This window comes from Flavobacterium soyae, assembly GCF_045348165.1.
GTDB classification, from domain to species: Bacteria; Bacteroidota; Bacteroidia; order Flavobacteriales; family Flavobacteriaceae; genus Flavobacterium; species Flavobacterium soyae.
In genome coordinates this window covers 143,962-168,320 of record NZ_CP150845.1, presented here as the reverse complement: position 1 = coordinate 168,320, position 24,359 = coordinate 143,962, and the positions used below count along the sequence as shown (strand labels likewise).

General features: G+C 33.1%; 25 protein-coding genes and 1 tRNA gene. 13 read left to right on the top strand and 13 right to left on the bottom strand.

Going from position 1 to position 24,359, the window contains the following annotated elements; translation table 11 throughout:
• Positions 1 to 72: 72 nt before the first annotated feature.
• Genes AABD74_RS00805 through AABD74_RS00795 form a run of 3 tightly spaced genes read left to right on the top strand, consistent with a single transcriptional unit; the run spans position 73 to position 1,578 of the window.
• On the top strand, positions 73 to 627 hold the full coding sequence (locus AABD74_RS00805) for a carbonic anhydrase (RefSeq protein WP_406844406.1): 555 nt from the start codon (positions 73 to 75) through the stop codon (positions 625 to 627).
• Positions 602 to 793, top strand: a complete 192-nt coding sequence (locus AABD74_RS00800; protein WP_406845616.1) for a carbonic anhydrase — start codon at positions 602 to 604, stop codon at positions 791 to 793. The genes AABD74_RS00805 and AABD74_RS00800 overlap by 26 nt, the downstream gene beginning before the upstream one ends.
• On the top strand, positions 793 to 1,578 hold the full coding sequence (locus AABD74_RS00795; protein WP_232682681.1) for a DUF2490 domain-containing protein: 786 nt from the start codon (positions 793 to 795) through the stop codon (positions 1,576 to 1,578). The genes AABD74_RS00800 and AABD74_RS00795 overlap by 1 nt, the downstream gene beginning before the upstream one ends.
• A gap of 267 nt (positions 1,579 to 1,845) precedes the next feature.
• On the opposite strand, the gene AABD74_RS00790 is transcribed toward AABD74_RS00795, so the two are convergent.
• From AABD74_RS00790 to AABD74_RS00775, 4 genes are all read right to left on the bottom strand, one after another.
• On the bottom strand, positions 1,846 to 2,388 hold the full coding sequence (locus AABD74_RS00790; protein ID WP_232682680.1) for a dihydrofolate reductase family protein: 543 nt from the start codon (positions 2,386 to 2,388) through the stop codon (positions 1,846 to 1,848).
• Positions 2,389 to 2,463: 75 nt separating this feature from the next.
• Positions 2,464 to 3,891, bottom strand: coding sequence for a DUF1254 domain-containing protein (locus AABD74_RS00785; RefSeq protein ID WP_406844405.1), 1,428 nt, complete (start codon positions 3,889 to 3,891; stop codon positions 2,464 to 2,466).
• 447 nt (positions 3,892 to 4,338) lie between these two features.
• The gene (locus tag AABD74_RS00780; RefSeq protein WP_232682679.1) at positions 4,339 to 4,596 is read right to left on the bottom strand and encodes a hypothetical protein; all 258 of its coding nucleotides are present in this window, start codon (positions 4,594 to 4,596) and stop codon (positions 4,339 to 4,341) included.
• 149 nt (positions 4,597 to 4,745) lie between these two features.
• Positions 4,746 to 4,819, bottom strand: a tRNA-Met gene (locus tag AABD74_RS00775).
• A 151-nt stretch (positions 4,820 to 4,970) separates the two neighbouring features.
• Here AABD74_RS00775 and AABD74_RS00770 point away from each other — a divergent pair.
• Together AABD74_RS00770 and AABD74_RS00765 are read left to right on the top strand one after the other, a co-directional pair.
• Positions 4,971 to 5,363, top strand: coding sequence for an START-like domain-containing protein (locus tag AABD74_RS00770; RefSeq protein WP_026727620.1), 393 nt, complete (start codon positions 4,971 to 4,973; stop codon positions 5,361 to 5,363).
• Between the two features lie 54 nt (positions 5,364 to 5,417).
• On the top strand, positions 5,418 to 6,254 hold the full coding sequence (locus AABD74_RS00765; RefSeq protein ID WP_406844404.1) for an aminotransferase class IV: 837 nt from the start codon (positions 5,418 to 5,420) through the stop codon (positions 6,252 to 6,254).
• On the opposite strand, the gene AABD74_RS00760 is transcribed toward AABD74_RS00765, so the two are convergent.
• From AABD74_RS00760 to AABD74_RS00735, 6 genes are all read right to left on the bottom strand, one after another.
• Entirely contained in the window at positions 6,251 to 6,811 is a 561-nt protein-coding gene (locus AABD74_RS00760; protein ID WP_073416430.1) for a YqgE/AlgH family protein, read from the bottom strand. The genes AABD74_RS00765 and AABD74_RS00760 overlap by 4 nt on opposite strands.
• Before the next feature lie 129 nt (positions 6,812 to 6,940).
• Positions 6,941 to 7,213, bottom strand: coding sequence for an HU family DNA-binding protein (locus AABD74_RS00755; protein ID WP_012022249.1), 273 nt, complete (start codon positions 7,211 to 7,213; stop codon positions 6,941 to 6,943).
• A gap of 180 nt (positions 7,214 to 7,393) precedes the next feature.
• Entirely contained in the window at positions 7,394 to 8,341 is a 948-nt protein-coding gene (gene fmt, locus AABD74_RS00750; RefSeq protein WP_406844403.1) for a methionyl-tRNA formyltransferase, read from the bottom strand.
• Entirely contained in the window at positions 8,341 to 10,236 is a 1,896-nt protein-coding gene (locus tag AABD74_RS00745; RefSeq protein WP_406844402.1) for an ATP-dependent DNA helicase RecQ, read from the bottom strand. The genes fmt and AABD74_RS00745 overlap by 1 nt, the downstream gene beginning before the upstream one ends.
• Positions 10,237 to 10,301: 65 nt before the next feature.
• Positions 10,302 to 10,835, bottom strand: coding sequence for an AAA family ATPase (locus AABD74_RS00740; protein ID WP_406844401.1), 534 nt, complete (start codon positions 10,833 to 10,835; stop codon positions 10,302 to 10,304).
• A 479-nt stretch (positions 10,836 to 11,314) separates the two neighbouring features.
• On the bottom strand, positions 11,315 to 12,226 hold the full coding sequence (locus AABD74_RS00735) for an alpha/beta hydrolase family protein (RefSeq protein ID WP_406844400.1): 912 nt from the start codon (positions 12,224 to 12,226) through the stop codon (positions 11,315 to 11,317).
• Between the two features lie 288 nt (positions 12,227 to 12,514).
• Between AABD74_RS00735 and AABD74_RS00730 the strand changes: the two genes are divergently transcribed.
• From AABD74_RS00730 to AABD74_RS00715, 4 genes are all read left to right on the top strand, one after another.
• The gene (locus tag AABD74_RS00730; RefSeq protein WP_406844399.1) at positions 12,515 to 12,811 is read left to right on the top strand and encodes a DUF493 family protein; all 297 of its coding nucleotides are present in this window, start codon (positions 12,515 to 12,517) and stop codon (positions 12,809 to 12,811) included.
• Positions 12,812 to 12,814: 3 nt separating this feature from the next.
• Positions 12,815 to 13,534 (top strand): DUF4290 domain-containing protein, encoded by a 720-nt coding sequence (locus AABD74_RS00725; protein ID WP_406844398.1) that lies wholly within the window; start codon positions 12,815 to 12,817, stop codon positions 13,532 to 13,534.
• A 96-nt stretch (positions 13,535 to 13,630) separates the two neighbouring features.
• On the top strand, positions 13,631 to 14,944 hold the full coding sequence (gene murA / locus AABD74_RS00720; protein ID WP_406844397.1) for a UDP-N-acetylglucosamine 1-carboxyvinyltransferase: 1,314 nt from the start codon (positions 13,631 to 13,633) through the stop codon (positions 14,942 to 14,944).
• A 70-nt stretch (positions 14,945 to 15,014) separates the two neighbouring features.
• Positions 15,015 to 15,890, top strand: a complete 876-nt coding sequence (locus AABD74_RS00715) for a cation diffusion facilitator family transporter (protein WP_406844396.1) — start codon at positions 15,015 to 15,017, stop codon at positions 15,888 to 15,890.
• Positions 15,891 to 16,125: 235 nt separating this feature from the next.
• Here the strand turns inward: AABD74_RS00715 and AABD74_RS00710 are convergent, their stop codons facing one another.
• The 3 genes from AABD74_RS00710 to AABD74_RS00700 all read right to left on the bottom strand — a co-directional run bounded on the left by AABD74_RS00710 (position 16,126) and on the right by AABD74_RS00700 (position 19,896).
• On the bottom strand, positions 16,126 to 18,615 hold the full coding sequence (locus AABD74_RS00710) for a DUF5686 and carboxypeptidase regulatory-like domain-containing protein (RefSeq protein ID WP_406844395.1): 2,490 nt from the start codon (positions 18,613 to 18,615) through the stop codon (positions 16,126 to 16,128).
• A 181-nt stretch (positions 18,616 to 18,796) separates the two neighbouring features.
• Complete coding sequence (gene aroQ, locus AABD74_RS00705) at positions 18,797 to 19,210, bottom strand: type II 3-dehydroquinate dehydratase (protein ID WP_198858214.1); 414 nt, start codon at positions 19,208 to 19,210, stop codon at positions 18,797 to 18,799.
• A gap of 125 nt (positions 19,211 to 19,335) precedes the next feature.
• Complete coding sequence (locus AABD74_RS00700) at positions 19,336 to 19,896, bottom strand: porin family protein (protein WP_406844394.1); 561 nt, start codon at positions 19,894 to 19,896, stop codon at positions 19,336 to 19,338.
• Between the two features lie 467 nt (positions 19,897 to 20,363).
• Here AABD74_RS00700 and AABD74_RS00695 point away from each other — a divergent pair, with 467 nt between their 5' ends.
• The 4 genes from AABD74_RS00695 to AABD74_RS00680 all read left to right on the top strand — a co-directional run bounded on the left by AABD74_RS00695 (position 20,364) and on the right by AABD74_RS00680 (position 24,333).
• On the top strand, positions 20,364 to 20,942 hold the full coding sequence (locus AABD74_RS00695) for a porin family protein (RefSeq protein ID WP_406844393.1): 579 nt from the start codon (positions 20,364 to 20,366) through the stop codon (positions 20,940 to 20,942).
• 165 nt (positions 20,943 to 21,107) lie between these two features.
• On the top strand, positions 21,108 to 21,695 hold the full coding sequence (locus AABD74_RS00690; protein ID WP_406844392.1) for a porin family protein: 588 nt from the start codon (positions 21,108 to 21,110) through the stop codon (positions 21,693 to 21,695).
• A gap of 78 nt (positions 21,696 to 21,773) precedes the next feature.
• The gene (gene xerD, locus AABD74_RS00685; RefSeq protein WP_232682714.1) at positions 21,774 to 22,670 is read left to right on the top strand and encodes a site-specific tyrosine recombinase XerD; all 897 of its coding nucleotides are present in this window, start codon (positions 21,774 to 21,776) and stop codon (positions 22,668 to 22,670) included.
• 142 nt (positions 22,671 to 22,812) lie between these two features.
• The gene (locus tag AABD74_RS00680) at positions 22,813 to 24,333 is read left to right on the top strand and encodes a PAS domain-containing protein (protein WP_406844391.1); all 1,521 of its coding nucleotides are present in this window, start codon (positions 22,813 to 22,815) and stop codon (positions 24,331 to 24,333) included.
• Positions 24,334 to 24,359 lie beyond the last annotated feature (26 nt).

Here is a 24,359-nt window from a genome sequence, read left to right as displayed (position 1 = left end):
AGGGCAGACTTTTAATACATAGATCTACAAACTACAGCCCAATTAATAAATAATCAAAATTTTAAAAAACAGATGAAAAAAAAGCTTTTGGCAATGGCCTCAATGGCAGTATTTCTAATTTCTTGTAATCAAGACAATAAAAAACAAGAAGAAAAAACACAGCCTGTATCTCACGTAATGACCAAAGAAGAACAGGCAAAACTGACACCTGATGAGGTTTTAAAACAATTTATTGAGGGTAATAAAAGATTTCGAAGCGGCATTACAACAGTAAGAGATCATAGCGAACAAGTTCGTAAATCTGCCCCGGGACAGTTTCCAAAAGCCGTTATATTAAGCTGTTTAGATAGTCGTGTGCCAGTTGAAGATGTTTTTGATCAGGGTCTGGGTGATGTATTTGTAGGTCGTGTGGCAGGAAATTTTGTGAATGAAGACCAATTAGGCAGTATGGAGTTTGCCTGTAAATTAGCCGGAGCTAAACTCGTTTTAGTTATGGGACACCAGCATTGCGGTGCAATAAAAGGTGCTATCGATGATGTAAAACTTGGAAACATAACTGCTATGCTGGCAAAAATAAAACCGGCTGTAAAGATGAGCCAGGATTTTCAAGGTAAAAAAAACATCTAAAAATGATGAATATGTAAAGTACGTTGCTGAAAATAATGTAAAATATACGATCCAGCAAATCAGAGAAAAAAGTACTATTTTAAAAGAAATGGAAGATAAAGGAGAAATAAAAATTGTTGGAGTATTTTATAATCTTACTGATGGAACTTTAGAGTTTTTAAAATAATGAAAAGAAATACAATACTATTTTTTACGATTATCCTGTTCATTTTTGCTCAATACACATTTGGGCAAAATACCCGCCTGAATACTAAAAGCACAATTGGCTGGTATAACACTTTTGGCACTTTCAAATTGTCTGAGAAATTTGGACTGCATACCGAATACCAATGGCGTCGAGATAATGTAATAACTGACTGGCAGCAAAGCCTTTTAAGAGTTGGTCTTAATTATAATTTAAACCCGCGTGTTTTATTTAGAGTTGGTTATGCATGGATTGAAACCTTTCCTTATGGAGAATACCCAATTAATGGTTTGGGCAGAGATTTTACAGAACATAGAATTTTTGAAATGATACAATTATCCCATAAAGAAGGGATTGTCGATTTTTCTCATCGTTTTATGCTGGAACAAAGATTTGTAGGAAGATATAGTGCTGCAAGTGTTACGAAGGAAGATGAGTTTCCCTTATTCAACAGAATGCGTTATATGATAAGAATGCAGGTTCCTTTAAAAGGAAGTGAAATTAAAGACAAAACACCTTACGTTGCGCTTTATGATGAAATTTTTGTTGGTTTTGGAAAAAATGTAACTAATAATGTATTTGACCAAAATAGATTAGGTGTTTTATTAGGATACCGCTTTAATAAAACCGTTAGGATAGAAGCTGGATATCTCAATCAAATTTTACAGTTTGGAAGACAAATTAATTCACAAAATGTATTTCAAACCAATAGCGGGTTAATCGTAAATGCAAATTTCAATATAGACTTGACCCATAATGCTAAATAATAAACAATACAGCTAAATTCACTGCCTTTTAAAGCTGCTTTATTTCGAATAAATAATCAATCATTTGGAAATAACTGTATAGGAAGTAGTGAAAAGCAATAAAAAAACTCCATTAGCAATGAACTGCTCTCAAATAGTGCCTAACTTTTTGGGGGCAGTTTACAAATAATAGAGTCTTTTGTTATATATGTTTTGAATCTTTAATATCAGGTTTTGCAAAAAATCTCATTTCTCTCAAGGTATAAGCTAAAGCTTCGATTGTTTTTTTCATTCTGGTTGATAAGTTAGCTCTACCACTCCGGATTTAAAAACTCTGGTATCGATTAGCTTCAATCCAATTCGTTCCGATAAATTTTCAAACAAAGGTTTACCTGAACCTAAAGCAACCGGATGAACAGAGATTTTATAAACATCAACAAGGTTTAAGTTTATAAATGTCTTGATAAGACTGGCACCTCCATAGAGCCAGATATCTTTACCTTCCTGATTTTTTATTTCGGTTACTTTACGGGCAATATCTGAAGAAATAAAAACTGCTTTTTCATCATTTCGATTTTGGCTCGAGAAAACAAATTTGTTTTTAGAATGAATACTTTTCCATATTTCTTTTTCGGCAGGGTCAGCATTTTCGTCTGCCTGAAAATTTCCCCAGGCATCGTAGCTTATTCTTCCGTAAAATATTGTGTCTATGCTATCTAGGAAGGCATCAAAATTCATATCATCATCCATTATGCACCAATCGATTTCTCCGTTTGGACCTTCAATAAATCCGTCTAATGTAGCTGCAAGATTTAGAATTACTTTTTTCATATTTACAGGTTTATATGCAAAAGTAAAAATAGAATCCCAGACTTTCTCCACCGATTTTAAAATGCTGAAAGTTTTTTAGATTTGTTTTTTTACGCCGGGAACTTTCCATTTCCCATTCACCATTTCTTCTTTGGGCCAATAGATCCTCAACATTAAATTAAAATTAGCTTTTGGAGCTGGCAGCCAGTTATTTTGCTTATCATTTCCGGGATTTTCATTTTGAATATAAATATCTACAGAACCGTCAATATTTTTCCTTAATGGATTTCTGTCGCCAATGGAGTAACGATTTATAGAGTTGTCATAAAAAAATCCTGCAGTATCATAAAGTGTTAAACTCCAAAAAGCATTGGTAGGCGGAGTCTGGCCTTTATCAAAGTGTAAAATGTATTTATTTTTGGCACCATCATATGGATTGTTGTCGATGTCAACTGTCGAAGAAGGATACATTGCGTCTTTATCAAGATTAGCGCCCCAGCCTGTATAGGCAACTCCTGCACGAAATTTATAATTTGTACCATAATTTCCTAATCCGCGTTCTAATGACCAGCCATTAATAGCTTTGCTTGTACCAAAACCATTTTTTAGCATTTCTGTTTTTGCCCAAGTTGAGATTACATTTATGGAATCCTGTACAGTTTTTGAGAATTTTGAAATTTCAAACTTTGCACCCGGAGCGATACCAACGAGGGCTAGTTTTTTTATAATTACTGAGTCTGCAGCAGCAGGCGGATTAGTAGTCAATAGTTTGTTGAATGTATTAAAAAAATCCTCTGCTGACATATCCATTACCGCATCGCCAGGGGCTTTACGGGGAATTGAAGGATCAATTGTTCCTTTTGGGGCAATATATGGTTTTCCGTATGCGCTTAATGGCGTGATCTTGAATCCTTCTTGTATTTTTCTAACCACATCAGCGCCATCTTTTGGACTATTAACTTGTGTTCGTCCTAGTAATACAATCATATTTGTTGGTGCTTTTACTTGCTGCATTCCCGAAGGGATCTGACCATTCCATCCAGGTCCAGTAATTAAATAAGTTTGTGCTTTAGTACCTGTATTTCTTTTACCGGGACAAAAAAATACATTTGACCAGGCATCAAGCATTGGCAGCAGGTAATATCGATTGTTTGTATTCGGAACCTGAAAGACTAGTGGTTCTTTTTCTAAATTTATCCAGCATGATGTGTAGTAAGTATCAACATTCATCCTAATTACCGTATGATCTTTAGCATCAGGAAAATGACTTGCACTCACTAATTGATTAATAGGCGCGCGCATAGGTCCATTATCAATGACAATTTTTTGAGTATTAGTCATTACTCGTTGTGTGGCATAAAATAATATCACAGGATATGCAAATTCATAACCTTCTCTTACTGTTTGAATTATTTGTTCGTCACTGAGAGTTTTATTATTTTTTTCGGAGATAGATTTTTTTTCTGTTTTATTGCAGGCGATAAAAGCTATCATGCAAACTGATAAAAGAATTTTTTTGTTCATACAATATGGTTTTTAAATTTATAAAGCATTTTAAAAATTTCTATTCTCTTTTAAAATCGTTGTGATTTCTTAATTCATTTTACGGAGTGTGTATTGTTTTAATCGTCTGTATATTAGTGTTTTGTATTGAAAATAATATAAGCTAATTTAGGGAATAATTATGGAAAATGGATGGTTTTATATTGACTTTTTTGAAAAGTATAATATTGTTTCTTAATTAAAGTCATATTTTTTACTGATTTTAAAATATCAGAAGGAGAAAGCCCGTATTTTTTTTAAGTAAAAGAAAAATGGGAGAGGTATTCAAAACCTAAATCAAGATAAGTTTAAAAGGAATGAGTTCTGCACAATATCGAACACATATTATCTAAATATAATTATTAATTTGGCTAAACTTTTGGTGCAGTCTATTTCAGTGGTTTTTTGCAGACTTTAATTGAAGCCTGTTTATATCTGATCTTCTAAGCTGTCAACAGCAGAAATCTGATCCAGAATATTAGTTTGATTTGGCGAAATATAGTTTTTAGTTTCCGGAGGAGTTTCTTTCTTAAAAAGAAGATCTAATGCATGGTATAGTTTCAATAAAACATCTTTGTCTTCTTTTGCAATATCTAAGGCAGTATTAAAATTAAAAACATAATTATTCGAATTGCGTACTTCTACTTTTATCGTTTTTGATGTAATTTTAAATTTAACTATGTCCATATTGTTTAAGTTGCTTAATGAAACTGCAAAGTTATTGTAATTAATTGTATAAATAAAAATATGAATAATTTAAAATAGCAAGCAGAGGTATTCTGGTTTGCATTAATAAAAAACCCTTAAACATTTACTGTTTAAGGGTTTGCCTTTTGTAGCGAGGACGGGAGTTGAACCCGTGACCTCAGGGTTATGAATCCTGCGCTCTAACCAACTGAGCTACCTCGCCTGGACTGCCATCATTGAATTCCTGATTGCGGGTGCAAAGATAGAAATAATATTAAAGCTTACAAGAATAAAATGAAGAAAAAAAAATATTTTTAAAAACGCATTGTTTTTGGACATATATTCTTATATTTCGAAAAAATTAAAAGTAGCACATGGATTCAAAAATACGTTACGAAATCGAGTTTCCGATCAATTCTTCCCCACAATTATTGTATCAATATATATCAACTCCGTCAGGTTTATCAGAATGGTTTGCTGACAATGTTAATTCAAGAGGTGAATTTTTTACTTTCATCTGGAATGACTCGCAGGAAAAAGCACGTCTTGCTTCTAAGAAAACAGGTGAAAAAGTAAAGTTTAAATGGGTTGATGAAAGCAGTAAGGATACTGAATACTTTTTTGAACTCCATATTTTAGTTGATGAATTAACTAAAGATGTATCATTGATGGTAGTCGATTTCGCTGAAAAAGAAGAAGTAGGAGAAGCTAAACAATTGTGGGAGAATCAAATCTCAGACCTAAAACATCTTATAGGATCTGTTTAGTAAAAGTCTATTTTATGCCTTATATTTGCCCTGAACAAAATTCAGGGTTTTTTTATGATCAATTTTAACGGAAACATTGCACAGGAAGAAAATGTATTAACTCAAAATCGTGCCTTTTTATATGGAGACGGCGTTTTTGAAACAGTAAAAATTATCAACAATAAAATCTTGTTTCTGGAAGATCATTATTTCAGGTTAATGGCTTCGATGCGTGTTGTCAGGATGGAAATTCCGATGAATTTTACAATGGAATATTTTGAAGAACAGATTTTGAATCTTGTACAGCAAAAAAACATTACTTCATCGGCAAGAGCCAGAATAACTGTTTTTAGAAACGATGGAGGTTTATATCTGCCAAAAAACAATGATGTTTCGTTTTTGATTCATGCAGTGCCGCTTGAAAACACTTTATATGCTTTAAATACGAACGAATATGAAGTTGATTTGTATAAAGACTTTTATGTAACAAAACAATTATTATCGTCGATTAAAACGACTAATAAAATGATTAATGTTACAGGTAGTATTTTTGCCCATGAAAACGGATTGGCAAATTGTATTTTACTAAACGATACTAAAAATGTTGTCGAAGCTTTACAGGGAAATTTATTTATGGTTTCGGGCAAAAAATTAATTACACCTCCAATTTCTGAAGGATGTTTAAACGGAATTATGCGCAAGCAGATTTTAGCCTTAGCTAAGAAAGTTGAAGGTATAGAAGTAACAGAAGAAATAATTTCGCCGTTTGATCTTCAAAAAGCTGATGAATTATTCTTGACAAATGTAATCACAGGAATACAACCGATAAGCAAATACCGAAAAAAAGAGTTTACCAGTAATCTGGCTCATTTATTAGTACAAAAACTAAATGAATCCATATCCGAAAATTAATTCAGATATGGGTTTTCAGGTGCATTTGACCAAATAACATAATCACCGCCAAGTTCAATAATCTGCTCTTTCCAAAAATGGGTAGTAGATTTTCCAATAATTTTGTTTTTGTAATTATTGTCAGCAATGATCCAGGAGTTTCCCTGCATTTCGTTCTCAAGCTGATTTTCGTCCCAACCGGTATAACCTAAGAAAAAACGAATATTGTTCTTATTGATCGATCCGTCGTTTATTAAGTCTTTAGTTGACTCGAAATCTCCCCCCCAATAAATTCCATTAGAAATCTCGACACTATTCGGGATCAAGTCAGGAATATTGTGAATGAAGTACAGATTGTCTTGTTCAACCGGTCCTCCATTATATATCTTAAAGTTAGCATCAATCTCTGGTATTAAATCATTAATAGTGTATTTTAATGGTTTATTAATGATAAAACCTATTGATCCTTCTTTGTTATGGTCTGCTAATAAAATTACCGATCTGTTAAATGATAAATCTCCAATTATTGAAGGCTCGGCAATAAGCAGGTGTCCTTTTTTTAATTTTTCTGAAATCATACGGCTACAATTTTTATTAAATTTAATCATAAAATTTCTAAACTCCCAAATAAAATCGTTAAACCGCATAAAAAAACCCTCCATAAGGAGGGTCTTAATTATATTATTTAGTTTAGAGAACTTTCTTACTTAGTTCACTGCACCTTCTAATTCAGCTCCAGCTTTGAATTTTACTACATTTTTTGCAGCAATTTTGATAGTTTTTCCTGTTTGAGGATTTCTACCGTCTCTAGCAGCTCTCGCAGATACTGACCAAGATCCGAAACCTACTAATGAAATTCTTCCGCCTTTTTTCAAAGTAGTTCCTACATTTCCTAAAAATGACTCTAAAGCTAGTTTAGCCGCAGCTTTTGTAATTCCTGCATCAGCAGCGATAGCATCGATTAATTCTGATTTGTTCATAATAATTAGTTATTAATTGTTGGTTAAAAAAAATTGTTAATACACAAATTTAGTAGGAAATCCGTTGCGTGCAAGTGTTTTCTTTAATTTTAGCAATAATTGTTGATAACTTGTTTTTTTTGTTCATAAAGCATGTTGTTTATCGATCAAAAACAGGTAAAAACCCCTGTTTTACTGACCTTAATAGACCTTTGCGCTATCTGAAAAAGTTATTCCATTTAACAATTCTGCCACCTGCATTCGTTTTTTTCCTGGTAATTGTAGACTTAATAACTGAATGAAGCCCTCTTTTATTGCAATTTTGATTTCTTTTTTATTACTGATTAAACTTCCAACTTCATAAGAATGAACTTCTGAAACCAGTTTGGCTTCATATATCTTTATATTTAATTCTTCATTTTTATCTTTCAAAAAGCACCAGGCTGCTGGATACGGACTTAAACCACGAATCAGATTATTGATTTCATCTCCAGGTTTTGCCCAGTCGATTTTACAATTTTCCTTATTTAATTTATAAGCCGTTTTGATATCATCATTATCTTCCTGAATTGTCGTAGTAACATTTCCGTTTTCAATCACTTTTAAAGTATCAATAACAGTTGCGCTTCCCAAATTCATTAATCGGTCGTGCAGTTGTCCCGCATTTTCTGTTGGCTCAATTGCAATTTCAGAATTTAAAATCATTGCTCCGGTATCGATTTTATCATCGATAAAAAATGTAGTAACCCCGGTTTTGGTTTCTCCATTAATAATAGCCCAGTTTATTGGCGCCGCACCGCGATAATTTGGTAATAAAGAAGCATGAAGGTTAAAAGTTCCTAAACTAGGCATTTCCCAAACCACTTTTGGCAGCATTCTAAAAGCAACAACAATTTGTAAATTGGCATTCAAAGCTTTTAACTCAGCTAAAAAATTTTCGTCTTTTAAATTCGCTGGCTGTAATAAGGTAAGATTATTTACTAGTGCATATTCCTTAACAGCCGAATATTTTATTTTTTGTCCGCGTCCAGCCGGTTTGTCTGCAGCTGTAATAACACCAGCTATATCGTAATTGTTTTTAATAATGGTATCCAGAATGCCAACCGCAAATTCCGGAGTTCCCATAAATATAATTCGTAATTTTTCCATTATGATTTTAAAGTGTATTTATTATTGGCTAAAATAATGATATGATTGTTTTCCAGTAATTCCTGAAGAACCAGAATAACATCTTTAGCATCTAATTTTATCTGATTTTGAATTTCGCGCGAAGTTAAGGCAGTTGCTTTTAATAAGTGAAGAATTTTATCAGCAATAGCGTCTGCTTCAGTGATTTTTCCTTTTTGAGTGATGCAGAAAGAACAAACGCCGCAATTCGATTTGGTTTCTTCTCCAAAATAATCCAAAACCAATCTGTTTTTACAGGTTTTGTCTTCCTTTATATAATATAGTACCGACGAAAGCTGATCTCGTTTTAGTTTATTTTGCTTTTCCAGATATTTAGAAACCCGGTTTATTGTTAAATCATCCTCACGTACTTCATTAAATAAAATAGTAGCGTCGTTATTTTTAGATTTATATTCTATAATGTCTTTCTCTTTCAATTTTTCTAAAAGTGCCGTAACCTGTTCTTCAGTATGATTTGATTTTTTTGCAATCAGCGAAAGATTAAGCGGTGTTTTCATTTCATGAATTCCAGGATATGTTCTTAAAATTGTCAGAATAATTTCTTCATCATTCGGATTCAGACTCATATATCGAAGTACTTCTTTTGATTCGATTAAAAACTGCATTGTAACTTTTTCTGAAAATTCCTGAGACATTGTAATGATTCCCTGCTGGTTTAAAAACTGCAAAGCATTATAAGTTTTTAAAGTAGGGAAGTCGTATTTATGGCAAAAATGATTCATTTTAAAAGAATACGAATCGTCTAAACCTTCGCCGTAAGCAATTTGAAAATAATTACACAATTTAATAAACATCGTCTTTAAGAACTTTTTATCAGGAAGGACGCTTATAAATTGCTGTTCAGTTTGGTTTGCATCTGAATTATTAAACAATAAAACAGAAAATGCTTTTTCGCCATTTCGTCCTGCTCTTCCAGATTCCTGATAATAATTTTCTAAGTTTTCAGGCAGTTGCGTATGAATAACAGTTTTAACGTTGTCTTTGTCAATTCCCATTCCAAACGCATTGGTGGCAACAATAACCTGTGCTTGTTCTGACATCCATAGCTGCATGTTTTTATCTTTTTCCTGAGCCGAAAGTCCGCCATGATAATACGTTGCCCTAAATCCTAGCGATTGCAATTGAGTTGACATATTCAGGCATGATTTTCTGTTTCGCACATATATAATAGATGGCTGTGGATTTTTCTTCAAAATCTGTTCGACACGATACAATTTGTCTTCGACTTCAAAAACCATGTAGGCAATATTCTTTCTTTCAAAAGACTGTTGAAAAAGTTTTGGGTCTTTTAACCCCAATTCGGTTTTAATGTCTTCAACAACTCGTGGAGTCGCAGTTGCGGTTAAAGCCAAAAAAGGAATTTTAGGAAAGTATTTTTTAAGTTCAGAAATTTTTAAATAAGCAGGTCTGAAATCGTGACCCCATTGGGAAACACAATGTGCCTCATCAATAGCGATTAAATTTATAGGAAGATTTTTGATTCGTTCTAAAATCCAGTCAGACTGTAAACGCTCTGGCGAAAGGTAAAGGAATTTATAATTTCCGAATTGGCAATTGTCTAAAAGATCGATAATTTCTTCCGTATGAATTCCGCCTGTAAGAGCAATTGCTTTAATATCTCTTTTCTGCAAATTCGCTACCTGATCTTTCATCAAGGCAATTAAAGGAGAAACTACCAGACAAATTCCGTCTTGCATCATCGCCGGAACCTGAAAACAAATCGATTTTCCGCCTCCGGTTGGCAGCAGTGCAAAAGTGTCTTGCCCTTCTAAAACCGAATCAATAATTTCTTTTTGCAACGGTCGGAAACTTTGGTGTTTCCAGTATTTTAAAAGAATTTCCTGTGCGTCCTGCATGGCCTGTGTTTTAAAGTTAAAAATGTAGAAATCAGTTTCTAGTTTTGCAACTTTAAAACCGGCTGCTAAATTTTGTCTAAGATATAAAGAATTCTGTTTTCAACCGTATCTTTCGGAACCTCAATTAAATCGTAACCGTATTTTTTGTACGTTTCAATCAAGTGCTCCTGAATCGTAAGTGCCTGCTCAAAATTTTCATAACGCTCCGTATCGCTCTGATAAATTTCTTCCCAGGGCGGTAAAATAAAAGTTTTAGAATATTTAAAATCTTCGCAGGCTTTTATAAAATTATCAGGATATTCGTCACCAATATAATCCATATAAGCAACAACATCAGGAATTCCGCGATCAATAAAAACTAAATTATCCGGCTCTTTTTTTGCGTTTTCAAATTGCTGAATACGCCCTTCCAAAAGCATTTCGCTAAACAATAAAGGCTGTTCCAGGAACAATTGCTCAACGCCTCTTTTTTGGGCTTCGAGTGTAACTTCTCTTGAAATTTCAGGGTAACAACAATAGCCGCGAGCGACTAATTCGTTTATAAGCGTAGATTTTCCTGTACCAGGACCGCCAATGAGAACTATGATTTGTTTTTGCACTATTCTAAAAATAAAGCGCAAATTTACCTAAACTTATTCGTATTTAAAAAGAATATTTATCAAGAGCGAATAATTTAGCATTTTTGACTGTAAACTGGACTGAAGTCCAGCTCTACAATATGGATCGTTCCTTCGGAACTAAACTGTGAAAAGAGCCGTGAGCTCTTTAAATATTGTGGTAACTGGATTGAAATCCAGCTCTACAATATGGGAGTTCCTTCGGAACTGAATTGTGAAAAGAGTCGTGGGTTTGCTAAATATTATGATAACTGGATTGAAATCCAGCTCTACAATATGGGCGTTCCTTTGGAACTGAATTGTGAAAAGAGATATGTGTTTGGTAAATATTGCAATCATTGGATTAAGTGTATCTCTATAATATAGATTGTTTGAAAGAGAGCCATAGGCTCGCCAAATATTGTAGGGCTGGACTTCAGTCCAGTTTATAATGTTGATTATTTCGGTGTGATCAAATTTTTTTAATCACAAAACAAATATTTCCCAGAACCTTTTTCTTTTTTAGAAGGCACAATCAAATGCGATTCAAATTTCTTTCCTTTTAAAACATCATTCGTAAAATCCAGAACATATTGCTGTCCGTCGTGAAAAAGATAACCGGAGAATTCATGTCCGCCGCCGCAGAAAGTAATCAGTTCAACATCTTTATGTAAATCCTGCATCTGATTGTAAACAGCATAAGAACCAAAAAGGATCAGCCAGCCCGAAGCGTTTGTCGGGCAGGAACGATGTGAACCTGCACTATAAGGAACTGTGTCGTCATTGCTTCCGTGAGCCAGTAACATCGGAATTGCTTTTTCTTTCGTAATTAAATTAATATCCTGAATCGCGCCAGAACCTCCAATAAAACCTTTGTATTTAAAATTTTCAGGTAAATTGCTTTTATATAGATTCATAAGTTTGTAATCCCAAAACGAAGCATGAAAACCAATTTCGGCACCGGCACTGATTCCGGAAATAAAGATTTTCGAAGTGTCAAGATCGTATTTGTCTGCGTTTTCGATTAGATAAGAAGTCGCCTGCCACATATCGCTCACGCCAATTTGAATTGCTTTTATCTTTTCAGTTAAAGTTCCTTTACAGCCAAAATCTTTTCCTTTCATATATAAACTGTACGAGATGCTGGCAACCGCATAACCGTTTTCGGCCATAAACATTCCGAAGTTTTTTTCGCTTGTGCGTTCTCCTCCCGAAAATCCGCCGCCAAATGCAAACATAATTAACGGGATTTTTTCGTTAGATTTTTTCTTTGGCAGATATAAATCCAAATCCAGTTTTAGTGTATCATTTTGGAAATAAGTCAGGGTTTTAACTTCCTGCGCCTGAATGTTGTTGAATGTAAGTGCTATAAAAAGTAAAAGGATTTTTTTCATTATAATGTGGTTTAGTCTCGTAACGGAATAAATTTTTAGTTTCACGCAGATTTTGCAGATTTGAGCAGATTTTATTAAATCATTTTAATCTGTGGCTAAACAAAATTTTGCGAGAGATTTTAGCAGATTATTTTCTCAAATGTAAGAGTAAAATTTACAAAGAAATAATCTTCTATTGCTTTTTTCTATGCACCTTTGCGCCTTTGTAACTTTACACCTTTTTTCAAAATAAAAAATCTAAAAAATCTGAAATCAAAACCGTATATTTGCGTTTATTTTTAATTACGAATGGAGAACGATAAAGAAAAAAATACTGCCGAATTTTACGAAAGATTAAAAGTCGAACTAGATAATGCAAATACTTGGCCAGCAGAATACTTGTACAAATTTATTGTGCCATCTGTGGGGGATAATGTTGAGCGTGTTGAAAAAGCTTTTGACAGAATGGGAGCGGTTATTAAAACAACAAAATCTAAAACCGGTAAATTTACCAGCGTTTCTGTAGATGTTACCATGCACAGCTCTGATGAGGTGATTGGTAAATACAAAGAAGTATCTACAATAGAAGGTATAGTTTCATTATAACTTATGGTTGAAAAATATAAAAAAGAAGTCGCAAATGACGTTGTTTTTAATTTAGAATATAATTCTGAAAGACAACGCTTGATTATTCCGGAGTACGGTCGTCATTTACAAAAACTAATCGATCAGGCTACTGCCATAGAAGATGATGAAACACGCAACAAAGCTGCGAAATATATCATTCAGGTTATGGGAAGTTTGAATCCGCATTTGCGTGACGTGCCGGATTTTCAGCATAAATTATGGGATCAGCTTTTTATAATGTCTGATTTTAAATTGAATGTTGAATCCCCGTATCCAATTCCTTCAAGGGATGTACTGCAGTTAAAGCCAGACGTTTTACAATACCCGCAGAATTTCCCAAAATACAGATTTTACGGAAACAACATTAAATATATGATTGATGTTGCCAATAAATGGGAAGAAGGCGAAATGAAAAATGCATTGGTAATGGTTATTGCCAACCACATGAAAAAATCATTTTTAAGCTGGAACAAAGACACCGTAAAAGATGATGTAATTTTTGAACATTTATATGAATTGTCCGGAGGAAAAATAAATTTGCTGCACAGTACAGAAGAGCTGTTGAATACAACAGATTTAATGCGTACAAACAAACGCGTGTCAAACAAAATAACGCCTGCAGGACAGCCTAAAATTCAAAACAACAAAAACAATAAAGGCGGGAAACCAAAAAACTTTCAAAAAAACAATAATCAAAAATAGAAGAAGTTGCTAAGATACTAAGGTGCTAAGTTTTTTCTTAGAGTCTTAGAATCTCAGAATCTTAGAATCTTAAAAAGAAGAACCTAAAAAAAATCTATGGGAATTTTTAAAATCGAAGGAGGAACTCCTTTAAAAGGAGAAATCACTCCGCAAGGAGCAAAAAATGAGGCACTACAAATTTTATGTGCTGTGCTTCTAACAGGAGAGAAAGTAAGAATTAATAACATTCCTGATATTATAGACATCAATAAATTAATCACTTTACTGGGTAATTTAGGTGTAAAAATTCAACGCAATGAACCAGGCTCGATTACATTTCAGGCGGATGAGGTTAATGTTGGATATTTAGAAACCGAAGCTTTCAAAAAAGAAGGCGGAGCGCTTCGTGGTTCTATTATGATTGTTGGACCGCTTTTAGCTCGTTTCGGAAAAGGATATATTCCAAAACCGGGTGGAGACAAAATTGGCCGTCGCAGATTAGATACACACTTTGAAGGTTTTATTAATCTTGGAGCAAAATTTAGATACAATAGAGAAGATCACTTTTATGGAGTAGAATCTCCGGAAGAAGGACTACAGGGAACAGATATGCTTCTTGACGAAGCTTCTGTAACAGGAACAGCAAACATTGTAATGGCTGCGGTTCTGGCAAAAGGAAAAACAACAGTTTACAACGCTGCCTGCGAACCATATTTACAACAATTGTGTAAAATGTTGAATTCTATGGGAGCAAAAATCACTGGAGTTGGTTCTAACTTATTGACTATTGAAGGTGTTGAAAGCCTTGGAGGATGCGAACACAGAATTCTTCCTGATATGATCGAAATTGGTTCTTGGATTGGTCTTGCGGCTATGACAAAAAGCGAAATCACGATCAAAAATGTAAGCTGGGAAAATTTAGGATTGATTCCGAATACATTTAGAAAATTAGGAATTACAATCGAAAAACGTAACGATGATATTTATATTCCGGCTCACAAAGACGGATATGAAGTAAAAACAGATATTGACGGATCAATCTTAACAATTGCCGATGCACCTTGGCCAGGATTTACACCTGATTTATTGAGTATCGTTTTGGTTGTGGCAACACAGGCAAAAGGTGATGTTTTGATTCACCAAAAAATGTTCGAAAGCCGTTTGTTTTTTGTCGACAAATTAATTGACATGGGAGCAAAAATTATGTTATGTGATCCGCATAGAGCTGTGGTTATGGGACATAATTTTGAATCTCAATTAAAAGCAACCACAATGTCTTCTCCTGATATTCGTGCGGGGATTTCATTATTGATTGCGGCACTTTCTGCAAAAGGGACAAGTACAATTCAAAATATAGAACAAATTGATCGTGGATATGAGCGTATCGACGAGCGTTTAAGAGCAATTGGAGCAAAAATCGTGAGAGCGTAAAAGTTAGCCGCGAATTCATGAATTTCAACTTAAAAATTAGTGAAATTCGCAGCGAAAAAAAAGAGTCTAAATGATAGATGAAAAAAAAGCTGTAAAAGCTACTATTTTTAGTATAGCCGGAAACACCTGCTTAGCCTTGATAAAAGGTTTGGCAGGTTTTTTTGGCAATTCATACGCCTTGATTGCAGATGCGATCGAATCAACAGCAGATATATTTTCGTCCAGTTTGGTTTTATTCGGGATTAAATATTCTAACAAACCGGCAGATGAAAATCATCCTTACGGTCACGGCCGTGCAGAACCTTTAATTACCTTTTTGGTCGTTGGGTTTTTAATAACTTCGGCAACGATTATTGGCTATGAAAGTATTGCTAATATTCAATCGTCGCACGATTTACCAAAATCGTGGACATTATATGTTTTAGGAGCCATAATTATTTGGAAAGAATACTCGTATCGTTTAGTCATGAAACGAAGTAAAGAAACAAATAGTTCGTCTCTTGCTGCCGATGCCTGGCATCATCGCAGTGATGCTATAACTTCGGTTGCTGCATTTATCGGAATTTCGATTGCACTGATTATGGGAAAAGGTTATGAATCTGCAGATGATTGGGCTGCGCTTTTTGCTGCGTTTTTTATCTTATATAACTGTTATAAAATTTTCAGACCTGCACTTGGCGAAATCATGGATGAAAACATGAACGATGATTTAGTCGAAGAAATTCGTGTAAAAGCACTGACAGTTCCCGGAATTCTCGGAACCGAAAAATGTTTCATTAGAAAAGCCGGAATGCGTTATCACGTTGATCTTCATGCAATTGTTTCGGCTGAAATTTCAGTTAAAAAAGGGCATGATTTATCGCATAAACTACAAGATACCTTAAAAGAACAAATTCCGCAGTTAGGAAACGTTTTAATTCATATTGAACCAGATGATTATCATTGAGATTCTAAGTTACTAAGGTTCTGAGATGCTAAGATTATAAGTTTAATACTAATTTTTGTCAGGCTGAGCGAAGTCGAAGCCCGCACTATTTTCAATTCAAAATAAAAAATCCGCTTATTTGCAGTCTGGTTTCTCGCAGATCTGTCAGATAAGCGGATTTTTCTATTATTTTAAGATGCTTTTATAATTCAAAATAAAAAGACTTAGAATCTTAGTATCTCAGAACCTTAGCACCTTAATTAAGAACATTCAAAATCTTCAGTCCAAACACAACACCATTTTGCTGAATTCCGCCTTGGTAAGAATGTACATAATCAACCCTGAATAATTTAAATTTTCCAAAACCTAAATTATCTAAACCAACTGTAAATTCGGTATAAGGTTTACGGTCTGGAATTGCCAGCGAATGAAAACCAAGGTTCATTGTTGATTTTAAAAGATTCAAAAACGGAATTTTATTCGTTACAAATCCCATATCGTTGTGTTCTAAATGCATTTCAAAATAACTGTCGTTTGTACTATTGTCATAATACGGCATTAAATTAAAAACATTCAAATAACGATCGCTGGTGCCAATGTGAGTTTGGTTTCCGTTAAAATGTCTGTAATCTATAAAAGAAATATTTTCGGCATTAAAGAATTTACCAGCTTTAAAATTCATTCCTAAAACACCTTTGTTATTTAATTTTAAATCATATTGAACAGCAGCACCGATTCGTTCAAATTCATATTTTTTTTCGCTTGCGGCAAATGCTTTTTCAAAAGCTAAAAATACGGTTGGATATTTTTCATCTTTAAAATTATATCTTCCATCTGGTCTTGAAATGTATTTATTTCCAAAATTAATTCTGGCAGTCAAATTAGCTTTTATTAAATGATGCTGATCAAAAGCTGGTGTAGTGAAATCATTTGGTGCAAGCGGATTATTTGACGAATAAATATCATCTCTTTTAAAGAACGAATAATCGGTTGTATTAAAAAGAGGCTTTCTCTGTTCGTAAGCTACTTTTGCGTTTAAGTTTAATCCGTTTGCAACATCTTGCGCATAGTTAATTTGAGCAAATTCCAGATTATACAATTTCATGTAATTGTCTTTAAAGAACAATGAACTTATAGAATTGATCAGTTTACTAATAGGTTCAGCACTATTAAACTGTTCTGTTTTTGTTCCGCCCGAAGCCGAAATTGTGGCATAATTTACAGCATTAAATCGGTGGCTGAATTCGCCAATAACCCGGAAGCGCTCATCTGAAAACCCATAATTGAATGTTGTACCAATCGAAGTACTTTTTCCGTTTTCTTCATTCCATTTTTTAAACGAAAATCCGGTTCGCAGATTAAACCCCTGAACTGTATTAAAACTTAAAGAGGTTAGACTTAGTAACCCGTCAAATTTAAAAGAGTATTTCTTGAAAGTATTTTTATAATCGTAACCGCCAAGAATATCTAAAACTTTAAACTTATTGTTTTTTGCGTCAATAGAATCGGTATATTTTTTAGATTTTCTAATAATCTGCAGGCTGTCTTTTTTAGTGTAATCTGTACTTTCTTCCAGTGTTAGCGGAATCGGACGAATTTCATTCCAAAAAGTATCGTCCTTTTTATTAGCATTCAAATCAAAAGCAACAATTTCATTTCCAAAAGTTTTCTTGGTAAACGATTCTGGAAATTCGTAATTGGAATAAACATAATTAAACTGACCAGAAAATTTCACTCCAAAACCTCCTGCATTAAAAGTAAGCGTCTGTGCATTTTTTGACCAGATTTTGTTTTTTGCATTATAACTAAAGCTTTGTTTTAAATTCATTACTTCAGTAAATTCATTTTTCATTCGATAACCTTTAATGTCGAAATCGACTGCATAAATGGCAAAACTATCGTCGACAATGTAAATATAACCTTCAAAAACAGGCTCTTTATCTCGTTTTGGAATTACTTTAATTTTGTAAATCTGCTGTTTATTATCATCATAAAAACTTCCTTCCAGTTTGTATTTATAATAACTAAAAGCGTTATTGGCAATAGGAGAGATGAGGTTAACATCAAATTCTAAGGTATTGTCGTAGAAATCATAAGTCGATAAAGCAGCAGTGTTATAGCTGAAACCTTTATTGTTTCCGGATATTTTAGACGCAATTATAGTTTCCTTTAATTTATCTGGTTTTTGATAGGAAACTTTCGAAATGGTTTCTGATAAGTATAAAATTCCCGTTCCTGTTGAATCTAAATTAGATGATAAATCCGGGCCGAGATCAACTTTTTGACCTAATATCTTTTTAGGTAAATCTTTTACTTTTAAAATTCCCTTCGAATAAAAATCGGCAGTAAAGCGGGCTGTTTTTTCAGAGTTTTCTTTTCTGTTTGCAATAGCATTTTTAATGATTGCGTTTGCAGGATTGTTTTTAGGATCAATAACAACTTCATTTAATGCAAAACTTTCTTCCTGCATTTTAATATTTAAAGTTATCGTTTTTGATTCTGAAGAAACTGTTACTTTCTGAGTTTTAAATCCCAGATATTGAAAAACGATTCTGTTTTTGCCAATTTCTTTTACCAGTAATTGATATTGCCCTTGTTCGTTTGAGGTAGTTCCTCGATAAGTATTCTCTTCAAAAATAGAAACAAACGGCAGCGGGTTTCCTTTTTCATCAGTTATTGTTCCTTTGATTTGGGAAAAACTGGAAATTGAAAAAAATAAAAAGGCGAATAAAATAAAGTTTTTCATGAAAGTGGTTTCTCTCACAAAAATAAAATAAGTTGAAAATGAGCTTATTAATAATTTGTTAAATTCTAATCTGGATTAATAGAAGCCGTATGTCAGGCTGAGCGCTCGTATGTTAGGCTGAGCGAAGTCGAAGCCCTTTCCGTAAAACAGGCCCTTCGACTTCGCTCAGGGTGACAATATGTTACAAAAATGACTGAATCGCCAATTCGTAGCTTTTTAATCCAAACCCTAAAATAACACCTTTTGCATTTCCAGACAAATATGATTGATGTCTGAAACTTTCGCGGGCATAAGTATTCGAAATATGCACTTCGATAACAGGAGTTGTAACAGCTTTCATAGCGTCGCCTAAACCTATAGAAGTATGCGTATAAGCGCCGGCGTTTAGAATAATTCCATCAAATGTAAAACCGCATTCCTGAATTTTTCCTATCAATTCGCCTTCAATGTTACTTTGATAATATGAAAGTTCGATGTTTGGAAATTTTTGTTTCAACGTTTCAAAGTAATCTTCAAAAGTCTGACTTCCGTAAACTTCTGGTTCACGTTTTCCTAAAAGATTCAAATTTGGTCCGTTGATAATGCAGATTTTCATATTTAAAGTTATTTATTGAAATATTGATATTGCTATTGATTTTTGCAATTGTCATTGAATAGTGTAAAAATAAAAAAACCGATCTAATTAATAGACCGGTTTTTTATTAAAGTATGTGATATTTTTTAGAATAAGACTCCTGCAGATATTTGAACAGTTGAGTTTTTAACATCAGCATTTTTTGAAGCTTCAGTAAGTCCTAAGCCATAACGACCTTGAATGAAAATATTTTTAGTTATTTTTAAACCTAATCCGGCATTAAGACCAAATTCGAAAGTTTCAGCATCCTTAACATCAAAGTCATTTTTTTCACTTAATAGAAATGAAGCTTGCGGTCCAAGTTCTAAACTTACTGATTTTGTAAGGTAGATCTTTGCCATTACTGGGATAGATAAATAACCTAGTTCATTTTTAAATTCATTTACAGCGTTTTTGTAATTAGCACCTTGTGTAGAGTACAAAAGCTCTGGCTGAATTGAGAATTTTTCTAATAATTTAATTTCGGCAACAAGACCCGCATGATAGCTTGTGATTCCGTCTTTGTCAAATGCTACACCGTTAAGGCTTGCATCTCCGGTTTGACTTGCAAAGTTAACCCCTGCTTTAACCCCAATTTGTAATAATTGTGCCTGGATTGTAGCTGTTGTTGCAATGAACAATACAGCTGCTAAAAGTATTTTCTTCATAAAAAATGTTTTTAGTTTGGTGTTTAATTGTTATTCTTTAATTCAAAACTACATTATTTTGAATTTATTGTTTTATATGCTGCATTGTAAATTTATTAAAATTCTCATGTTTTTTCAAGTTTATTCTATTTAAACTATTGTTTTTAATAGAAATGAACTGAAAATTAATATGTTATTCGAAATTCTATTTTGTCTTATTTTATTGTTTTTATTGCTTTTTGGGGTTATTTTTTGGCAAGTATAATCTTATATTTGATATCTAAAAAAGATGGTAAAAAAATATTTTGGTTAGTTTTTAAAAAGGCTTCCTCATTTCTGAGGGGCCTTTTTTTGGTTTCATTTAAAAGCAAATTGATCTTCCCTTAACAATTTATATGCTTATTACTATTTTTTTTGTTAAAATCCAAGAAGTTATTTATGAAGAATATTTTTATATTTGATTATTAATTTTAACCAAAATAAATAAGATGAGAAAAATTATTTTATCAGCAATTGCTATTTTTGCATTTGGATTTACTAATGCACAGCAAACTAGATTTGGAGTAAAAGGAGGTCTTAATATCACAAGTTTTAGTGGAGATAATGACTCAAATGCATTAATAGGTTTTCAGGTTGGCGGTTTTGCAGAAATAAAGGTTATTGAAAGATTATCTATTCAGCCAGAGCTTTTATTTTCTACGCAAGGTGCATCGTTTGATGCTATTGGAAACAATAATGATATTGATTATAAATTGAATTATATTAATGTTCCAGTACTGGCAAAGTTTTATGTTACAAAACAATTTACTGTTGAAGGAGGTCCGCAAATAGGATTTTTAGTTTCTGCCAAAAGAGATGGTAATGATATAAAAGATGCTTATAAATCTACCGATTTAGGTTTTAACTTTGGGGCAGGATATAATTTTACAGATAATTTTTCTGTTGGAATACGTTATACTGTTGGACTTTCAGGAGTTGTTGATGGTGGTGATTATGATGATATTTATGATTATTATGATAGTGCAAAAAATAGCGTTTTAGCTTTAACAGCTGCATATAAATTCTAATATATCTTTTTTAAAATACAAAAAACCTTCCCTAACTAGGAAGGTTTTTTTTATGATTTGTATTTAACTGGCTTTTTTAATAAACTTCAAATTTTTTTTTATTGCAATTAATACATTAAAGTAGGTTTATTCTTATATTTAATGCTTTAGCTTTAATTTATAAAAATGAGAAAAATTATTTTAGGGATAATGGCATGTATCACGTTTGGGTCTGCAAATGCTCAGTCAACTAAATTTGGGGCAAAAGGAGGACTCAATATTTCATCTGTAACTGGTCATGATGAAGAAACTAAATCTTTAATAGGTTTTCATATTGGAGGTTTTGCAGAAATAAAAGTTATGAAAAAACTAGCGATCCAGCCTGAATTTTTGTTTTCTACACAAGGAACTACAATTGAAGCTGCTGAGGGAAGTTCAAATACAGATCTTAAACTCAATTATTTGAATATCCCGCTTTTAGCAAAATATTATATAACAGATGCTTTTACTGTTGAAGCCGGGCCGCAAATGGGACTTTTAGTATCGGCTAAAAGTAAAGGGTATGATATTCACGATTTGTATAAAACATCAGACTTTGGTTTCAATTTAGGATGTGGATATAACTTTACAGAAAACTTGTCGGCTGGTCTGCGTTACACAATTGGTTTGACTAATGTTGCTGATATTTCAGATGAATACCAAGATTATAGTGATTTCTATAATCAAAGTTTTAGAAACAGTAATTTAGCATTATCGTTAGCATATAAATTCTAATTTGAACTTTTAAAATACAAAAAAACCTTCCACAAACGGAAGGTTTTTTTGTGCCCAAAAATGTTTTACTTTGTAAATATGAAATGGAACAATTATATAAAAGACTATCAATCGTATCTGCGAATAGAAAGAGGTTTGTCTAAAAATACAATTGAAAACTACAGCTTTGATATTGAGCGGTTATGTCTTTTTTTAGAAACCAATCAAATCGATGTTTCTCCAATAAAAATTACTGATGAAACTGTTCAGCAGTTTATATATTCAGTTTCAAAAGAAGTAAATCCGCGTTCTCAGGCGAGGATTATTTCTGGTTTGAAAAGTTTTTTTAATTATTTAGTTTTTGAAGATTATCGAAATGACAGTCCGCTCGAATTAATCGAGAGTCCAAAAACCGGACGAAAACTTCCAGATACATTATCAATAAAAGATATTGATGCGCTTATCGCTGCTATTGATTTAAGCAGCAATGAAGGGGAACGCAATCGCGCCATTTTAGAAACATTATACGGCTGTGGACTTCGGGTTTCTGAATTGGTTTCGCTTAAAATATCAGATTTGTTTTTTGACGAAGGTTTTATAAAAATTACCGGAAAGGGTAATAAAGAGCGTTTTGTGCCCATTGGAAAATTAACTAAAAAATATATTGAAATCTATCAGGAGGAGATTAGAGTTCATCTCAATATTAAAAAGGGCTGTGAAGATACTTTGTTCTTAAATCGAAGAGGAAACCAGCTGACCCGCGCCATGATTTTTACTATTATAAAAGATTTAGCTGTAAAAATTGGTTTAAGCAAAAATATAAGTCCGCATACTTTGCGCCATTCTTTTGCAACACATTTATTAGAAAATGGAGCCGATTTAAGATCTATTCAATTAATGCTGGGGCATGAATCTATTACAACAACAGAAATTTACGTGCATCTGGACAGAAGTTTCCTGAAAGAAGTAATGCATTCTTATCATCCAAGGAAGTAATTTTTTGGATGGAGTCTGGTTTTTTTACGTCAAAAGTTATAACTTGGTATCACATTTGTATTCAAAGGAAGTAAATTAAAAGGATTTTGAGGATTTTTTTAACCCAGATCCAATAAGATATTATTTACTTAAATAGCAGCATATGGTTTTTGATTTGTATAGTAATGAAGATTGCCTGGAAGTAAATAATTTTTACAAAAAATTATTTGCCGAAATGCCAGATTTGCTTTTTCAATTTGTTATAGATAGTAATAATCATTATACTTTTCCCCTAGTCAGCAAATCAGTTGATGAAATTTTCGAACTTTCGTTTAATGAATTTACCGATGATGTTAAGCATATTATTTACGAGCGAATTTTTGAACAGGATAGAGAAATATTTTTTCAGTCTTTAGTAAAAGCGCGTAAAGAAGTTCGGCCTTGGGGATTAGAGTTTAGATCGGTTTTACCCAAAAAAGGACTGCGCTGGTTTCGGGTTTCTGCAAAAACAGAATTATCTTCAGATGGAAAAGTTAGCTTTTTTGGACATGTTTCTGATATTACCGACTTAAAAGACAAAGAAGAAAAACTCCGCATCTCCGAAGAACGTTTCCAGTTTGCTCTTGATGCATCAACCGTAGGGATTTGGGATTGGGATATGGTAACAAATAATGTTTTTTATTCTTCACTTTCATTAAAAATATTAGAATTAGAGTCGGCAGATATTTTTGATGACCCGGAACGCTGGGATAAAATTGTGCATCCTGATGATCTGCCAAAATATTACTCAGATATTAAAGAACATTTTGATAATAAGATTCCGTATTATGAAAATTACCATCGTGTAATGACTTCAAGCGGTAATTATAAATGGATTCTGGACAGGGGTAAAGTAATAAAACGTGATGAAAACGGTAAGCCATTACGTGTTATAGGAACTCACACAGATATCTCTCTTCAAAAAGAGAAGGAGCTGGAGCTGCTCAAAACAATGAAATTATACAGTGACCAAAATAGCAGACTGCTTAATTTTTCGCATATTGTTTCACACAATTTAAATACGCAGGCAGGAAATATAAAGTCGATTTTAGACTTTATTGATGCCGATGGAGATAAAGGAGCTGTTACCGAAATGCTGGAACACCTTAGAACAGTTTCAAATGATTTAAATGAGACGATTTCTAATTTAACGCAGATTGTAAAAACACAGAGTAATATTAATATTGCAGTTGAGCCTTTGAAACTTCACGAATATATTGAGAAAACCGTTTCGACTATAAAAGGTTATGATAAACAGAAAAAAGTTACAATCATAAATAACGTTCCGCAATATTTAACGATCAATTTTAATCCGGCTTATCTCGAAAGTGTTTTGTTAAATTTTACAACAAATGCTATAAAATATGCGCATCCGGATAGAGATCCGATTATTGTATTTGATTTTGGAATCGAACCGGAAGGGTATAAATCTTTAAAAATTACAGATAACGGTTTAGGAATCGATTTAAAAGTCTACGGTGAATTACTATTTGGGATGTATAAAACGTTTCATAAACACGATGATGCCCGCGGAATTGGTTTGTATATTACCAGAAATCAAATAGAGGCGATGAAAGGAACGGTTTCTGTAGAAAGTGAAGTTGGAGTAGGAACGAGCTTTAAAATCGTTTTTAATGACCTGTAAATAATTAAAAAGGCTGTCATTTGACA

Bases quoted from the DNA above. Each gene is read 5' to 3' on its own strand.
- AABD74_RS00755 (WP_012022249.1), bottom strand. From the start codon at position 7,213: ATGAACAAATCAGAATTAATCGATGCTATCGCTGCTGATGCAGGAATT.
- AABD74_RS00695 (WP_406844393.1), top strand. From the start codon at position 20,364: ATGAGAAAAATTATTTTATCAGCAATTGCTATTTTTGCATTTGGATTT.
- AABD74_RS00715 (WP_406844396.1), top strand. From the start codon at position 15,015: ATGATAGATGAAAAAAAAGCTGTAAAAGCTACTATTTTTAGTATAGCC.
- AABD74_RS00725 (WP_406844398.1), top strand. From the start codon at position 12,815: ATGGTTGAAAAATATAAAAAAGAAGTCGCAAATGACGTTGTTTTTAAT.
- AABD74_RS00785 (WP_406844405.1), bottom strand. From the start codon at position 3,891: ATGAACAAAAAAATTCTTTTATCAGTTTGCATGATAGCTTTTATCGCC.
- AABD74_RS00690 (WP_406844392.1), top strand. From the start codon at position 21,108: ATGAGAAAAATTATTTTAGGGATAATGGCATGTATCACGTTTGGGTCT.
- AABD74_RS00710 (WP_406844395.1), bottom strand. From the start codon at position 18,615: ATGAAAAACTTTATTTTATTCGCCTTTTTATTTTTTTCAATTTCCAGT.
- AABD74_RS00770 (WP_026727620.1), top strand. From the start codon at position 4,971: ATGGATTCAAAAATACGTTACGAAATCGAGTTTCCGATCAATTCTTCC.
- AABD74_RS00700 (WP_406844394.1), bottom strand. From the start codon at position 19,896: ATGAAGAAAATACTTTTAGCAGCTGTATTGTTCATTGCAACAACAGCT.
- AABD74_RS00805 (WP_406844406.1), top strand. From the start codon at position 73: ATGAAAAAAAAGCTTTTGGCAATGGCCTCAATGGCAGTATTTCTAATT.
- AABD74_RS00795 (WP_232682681.1), top strand. From the start codon at position 793: ATGAAAAGAAATACAATACTATTTTTTACGATTATCCTGTTCATTTTT.
- aroQ (WP_198858214.1), bottom strand. From the start codon at position 19,210: ATGAAAATCTGCATTATCAACGGACCAAATTTGAATCTTTTAGGAAAA.
- AABD74_RS00680 (WP_406844391.1), top strand. From the start codon at position 22,813: ATGGTTTTTGATTTGTATAGTAATGAAGATTGCCTGGAAGTAAATAAT.
- AABD74_RS00790 (WP_232682680.1), bottom strand. From the start codon at position 2,388: ATGAAAAAAGTAATTCTAAATCTTGCAGCTACATTAGACGGATTTATT.
- AABD74_RS00745 (WP_406844402.1), bottom strand. From the start codon at position 10,236: ATGCAGGACGCACAGGAAATTCTTTTAAAATACTGGAAACACCAAAGT.
- murA (WP_406844397.1), top strand. From the start codon at position 13,631: ATGGGAATTTTTAAAATCGAAGGAGGAACTCCTTTAAAAGGAGAAATC.
- AABD74_RS00765 (WP_406844404.1), top strand. From the start codon at position 5,418: ATGATCAATTTTAACGGAAACATTGCACAGGAAGAAAATGTATTAACT.
- AABD74_RS00780 (WP_232682679.1), bottom strand. From the start codon at position 4,596: ATGGACATAGTTAAATTTAAAATTACATCAAAAACGATAAAAGTAGAA.
- xerD (WP_232682714.1), top strand. From the start codon at position 21,774: ATGAAATGGAACAATTATATAAAAGACTATCAATCGTATCTGCGAATA.
- AABD74_RS00735 (WP_406844400.1), bottom strand. From the start codon at position 12,226: ATGAAAAAAATCCTTTTACTTTTTATAGCACTTACATTCAACAACATT.
- AABD74_RS00730 (WP_406844399.1), top strand. From the start codon at position 12,515: ATGGAGAACGATAAAGAAAAAAATACTGCCGAATTTTACGAAAGATTA.
- AABD74_RS00760 (WP_073416430.1), bottom strand. From the start codon at position 6,811: ATGATTTCAGAAAAATTAAAAAAAGGACACCTGCTTATTGCCGAGCCT.
- fmt (WP_406844403.1), bottom strand. From the start codon at position 8,341: ATGGAAAAATTACGAATTATATTTATGGGAACTCCGGAATTTGCGGTT.